Source organism: Protofrankia sp. Cr1, from assembly GCF_963555865.1.
In the GTDB taxonomy this organism is placed as follows: Bacteria; Actinomycetota; Actinomycetes; order Frankiales; family Frankiaceae; genus Protofrankia.
Genome location: NZ_CAUVXO010000222.1, coordinates 1 through 4,721, shown reverse-complemented (window position 1 = coordinate 4,721; position 4,721 = coordinate 1). Strand labels below are relative to the sequence as shown.

Annotated in this window: 2 protein-coding genes and 1 pseudogene; all 3 read left to right on the top strand. The window is 70.3% G+C overall.

Annotated elements, in window-relative coordinates; all coding sequences use genetic code 11:
• A pseudogene (locus U9980_RS16800) lies at nt 1-165 on the top strand (glycosyltransferase family 2 protein); the annotation flags it as partial.
• 107 nt (nt 166-272) lie between these two features.
• Complete coding sequence (locus U9980_RS16795) at nt 273-701, top strand: effector-associated constant component EACC1 (RefSeq protein ID WP_322768778.1); 429 nt, start codon at nt 273-275, stop codon at nt 699-701.
• Nucleotides 698-4,721, top strand: a 4,024-nt coding sequence (locus tag U9980_RS16790; protein WP_322768777.1) for a caspase, EACC1-associated type, incomplete at its 3' end; no start/stop codon positions are given. The genes U9980_RS16795 and U9980_RS16790, both read left to right, overlap by 4 nt.

The window sequence follows — 4,721 nt, the reverse complement described above, 5'->3', positions numbered from 1 at the left end:
TTCCGGCAGTACCCCGGGCCGGGGTACCTGCCGCTGCGGCTTGCCCTCGGGGTGGGTCTGGGATTTCGACTGCTCCTCGCCCTCGCGCTCGCGGGCGACAGCGCGGGTGCCCGCGCGACGCGCTCCGCCGACGACCTCCCGTCCGTCCGGATGCCGTCTGACTGATTGCCGTCTGACTGATTGTCGCCTCGCCGATTGCCGCGCTGACGTCGCGCCCGTTTTGGGTACTCTCCGGTTACAGATCGGTTTCGGGGGGGCATGTGGATGTGACAGTGCGGCTCACCGGCGGCGCCGCGGACGACCTCCGGTCGTTGCATGCCTGGCTGGTCGCGGAGGATGAGTTACGAGGCCGGGTGGAGTTCGTCGAGCAGTCGCCGGCGCCCGGCATCCTGGGGTCGGCCCTCGACACACTGGTCATGACGCTGGGTCCGGGCGGAGCCGCGTCGGTACTGGTCGCCGGCCTGGTCTCCTGGATCCGGAGCCGGCACGGCGACCTGGACATCACCGTGGAACGGCGGGACGATCGAACCACCTTCCGAGTGTCGGCACGCCGGGTGCGGGGGTTGGACGCCGCCAGCCTCCGGGACGAGATCGCCCAGCTTGACCGGGCACTCACCAGGCCGGGAGCCGTGCCGGACCGGCCTGCCGGCGACGATATCTCCGGCCCCTCAGGTAGTTCCGAGGCAGACCGCGTGCCGTGACCGGATTGTCCAACCCGGGGGTACGGGTGCTGCTCGTCGGAACCGGCCGACATGGCCCGGGATCACGGCTGCCCGACGTTCCCGCGGTCCCTGACACCATTGCCGATCTGGCACGGTGCCTGGTGGACCGCTGCGGCCTGCCCGACACGGGGCTGCGCACGCTGGTCGACCCGAGCGACCCGATCGTGTTCGACCGTGCGGTCAGCACCGCCGCCCGGGAGGCCGGGGACGTCCTGCTTGTCTACTACGTCGGCCACGGGCTGCTCAGCTCGGACGGCGAGCTGCACCTGGCCACGTCCGCCTCGCTTGACCTGACCCGGTCACCGGCGGCGCACTACCAGGCCCTGCCCTACCGCACGCTGCGCGACACCCTCGCCGACTGTCGGGCGCGGACGGTGGTGGTCGTGCTGGACTGCTGTTTTTCCGGCCGGGCGTCGGCGGCGCTGCTCACCGGTACCGACGACGTGTTCGCGATGACCGCCGTCCGCGACAGCTACCTGCTCACCGCCGCCGCGCCGGAGGCCGCCGCGCTGGCGCTGCCGGGCGAACGACACACCGCGTTCACCGGCGCACTGATCGACTTTCTGACCGACGGTGATCCGACCGGCCCGCCGCGGCTCACGCTCGAACACGCCTACCGCTACCTCGCCCGGGTCCTGCCCGCCGCCGGTCGGCCGGAACCGCGCCGCAACGCCGGCGGCAGGGCTGGGGATCTCCTGCTCACCGACAATCGGGCCCACCGCCCGCCCGCCCCCTCGCGCCGACCTCGCCGGCCCGACGACGATCGGGAAACTCCCAGGCCCGGCGCGGTCGAGGAGGTCTGCCCCTACCGGGGTCTGGAAGCCTACGGCCCGAACGACGCACGATTTTTCTTCGGCCGTGACGCGCTCACCGCCACACTGTTGGAACGACTCGCCGGCCGGCTCACCGATCCCCGCCCGGTAATGGTCGTGGGCGCCTCCGGCGCGGGCAAGTCCTCGCTGCTGCGCGCCGGGCTCATCCCGGCGGTACGCGCCGGCAAGCTGGACGTACCCGGCTCATGGGCATGGCCGTGCCACGTCATCATCCCAGGTGTCGACCCACTCGCCAGACTGACCGCACTGCTGACCCCCGCCACCGGCGGCCAGCCGGAAACGACCGGCAGCGACCCACCGACGCGGCGGCTGCTGCTGGTCGTCGACCAGTTCGAGGAGCTGTTCACCGCCGACATCCCCGACGCCGAGCGGCGGGCCTTCGTCCAGGCACTCATCGCCGCCAGCACCCCTGGCAACGGCGCCTGGCCACCTGCCCTGGTCGTCATCGGGATGCGGGCGGACTTCTACGGTCACGCCACCGAGTACCCCGAGCTCGCCGGCGGGCTGACCAACGGTCAGGTCCTCGTCGGACCGATGACCCGCGCCGACCTCACCGACGTCATCCGCGGCCCCGCGCGGGAAGTCGGTCTCGATCTCGAAGACGGCCTCGTCGACGTCCTGCTGCGAGATCTCGGTGTCGGCGCGACCGTGGACAGCGTCGGACCCGCCCGTCTTCACGGCGCCGGCACGTTACCGTTGCTGTCCCACGCGTTGCTGGCCACCTGGCAGCACCGCGACGATCGGCTGCTCACCGCCGCGGGCTACCTCGCGACCGGTGGCATCGACAAAGCCGTCGCCACCACAGCCGAACGGGTCTACGCCGCACTCGACGACACCGGTAAGACCACAGCCCGCTGGCTCCTGCTCCGCCTCCTGCACATCAGCGCCGACGCAGGTGAGGACACCCGACGTCGTCGTACCCGCGCCGAACTGATCGCCGAGTACCCCGACGGGCGCAGCGTCGAGGCGGTGCTCGACGCGTTCGCCGCTGACAAGGCCCGTCTCCTCACCATCGAGCAGGAAACCGTACAGATCACGCACGAAGCGTTACTGTATGCGTGGCCGACCCTGCGATCCTGGATCGACGCCGACCGGGCCGGCATCCTCTTCGAACAGGGCCTCGCCGATGACGCCAAGACCTGGCGGGACAGCGGCGATGACCCCGACCTGCTCTACCGCGGCAGCCGGCTGACCCTGGCCCGTGAGTGGGCCGAAACCTCCGGCCGGCACGGCAGTCTCACCCCGGCCGGCCGAGCTTTCCTGTCCGCCAGCATCGACACCGACAAGGCCCGCGCTGACGTCGAACGCCGCCGAGTGCGTCGAATCAGACGGTTGGCCATCGTCAGCACCGCTCTCCTGATCGTCGCGCTGGTCGCAGCCGGTGTGGCCGGCGTTCAGCAACGCGACGCCAGGGCACAGCAACAGATCGCAATCGCCCGGCAGGTCGTCGCGCAGGCCGACGCGGTTCGGGACGTCGATCCCCGCGTCGCGCTGCAACTCGGGATCGCGGCCTACCGCATCCACCCAGGCGACGAGACCCGTTCCGGCCTGCTCAACACCCTGGCAGCCACCCGCTACAGCGGCACTCTAACCGGCGGCAGCGTCACCGTGTCGTCCGTTGCCTTTACCCCGGACGGGCGGACGCTGGCCACCGGTCGCAGCGACGGCAGGACGCTTCTCTGGGACATTGCCGACCGAGGCAGCGCCGACACGCCCGGACAACCCCGCGTCCTCGGAAAGCCCTTCACCGGACAACACAGTGTGGCCTCGGTTGTCTTCGCTCCGGACGGGCGGACGCTGGCCACCGGCGGCGACGACGGCACCACGATCCTGTGGGATGTGACCGACCGAGCCAGCGCCCACGCGCTCGGAAAGGCCATGCCCGTAAGCAGCAGCAGCGCGGCATCGGTGGCCTTCGCCCCGGACGGGCGGACGTTGGCCGTCGGCGACGGCGACGGCACGCCGCACCTGTGGGATGTCACCGACCGCTCCAACCCCCGCCAACTAAAGCCCGATCAGAGCCTGACCGGACACAGTGGACCTGTGACGTCGGTGGCCTTCGCGCCCGATGGGCGGACGCTGGCGACCACCAGCAGTGACGGTATCGCGTTGCTGTGGGACGTCGCCGATCCGAATCGTCCGCGGCAGATCGGGTCGCGGCTGGACGGCAATCAGGGCGTGGTGCATACCGCGATGTTCGCTCGCGACGGGCGGACGCTGGCCACCGGCGGGGACGACGGCACCGTGCTGCTGTGGGACGTCAGTGACCCGACCAACGCCCGATTCGGACAAGCCTTGGCCGGTCACAGTGGACCTGTGACGTCGGTGGCATTCGCGCCCGTCGGACATACTCTGGCGACCACCGGCGGCGACGGTATCGCGCTTCTGTGGGATGTCACCGACGCGAACCGTCCCCGCCAGGTCGGGTCGCCGCTGGCCGGCCACCATGGACCGGTGTATTCCGTGACGTTCGCTCCGGACGGGCGGACGCTGGCCACCGGCGGCGGCACCGCGATCATCTGGGATCTGGCCAACCGGCCTGAGCAGCTCGGGCAGCCCCTGACCGGCCACAACGGTCCCGTGATATCGGTGTCTTTCGACGGGAACACGCTGGTCAGCCGTGGATCCGACGGTTCCGATATTCGATGGGACATCCTGGACCGGACCAAGCCCCGATCGCTCGGACACAGTCGGGCCGGCCACCCTGACGTGGTGACGTCTCTCGTGTCGTCGCCGGACGGGAAGACCGATGTCATCGGCGGCGACCCGGACGGCGATGTGACGTTGGTGGACGTCACGGACGGCGACCATCCGCGACAACTCGGCCAACCCCTCACCGGCCATCGAACAACGGTGACTGCTGCGGCCTTCGCGCCCGACGGACGCACCCTGGCCATTGCCGGCTACGACGGTGCGGTCATTTTGTGGGACGTCGCCGATCTGAGCAGTCCGCGGCGACTCGGCCAGCCCCTCGCGGGTCATCTAAACTCGGTGAATTCGGTGGCTTTTGCGCCGGACGGGCATACTCTGGCCACCGGTAGCGCCGATAAGACGGCTATCTTGTGGGACGTGGCTGATCGGAGCAGGCCGCGGCCGCTCGGCCAGCCCCTCGCGGGTCATCTCAAGTCGGTGAATTCGGTGGCGTTTGCGCCGGACGGCCATACTC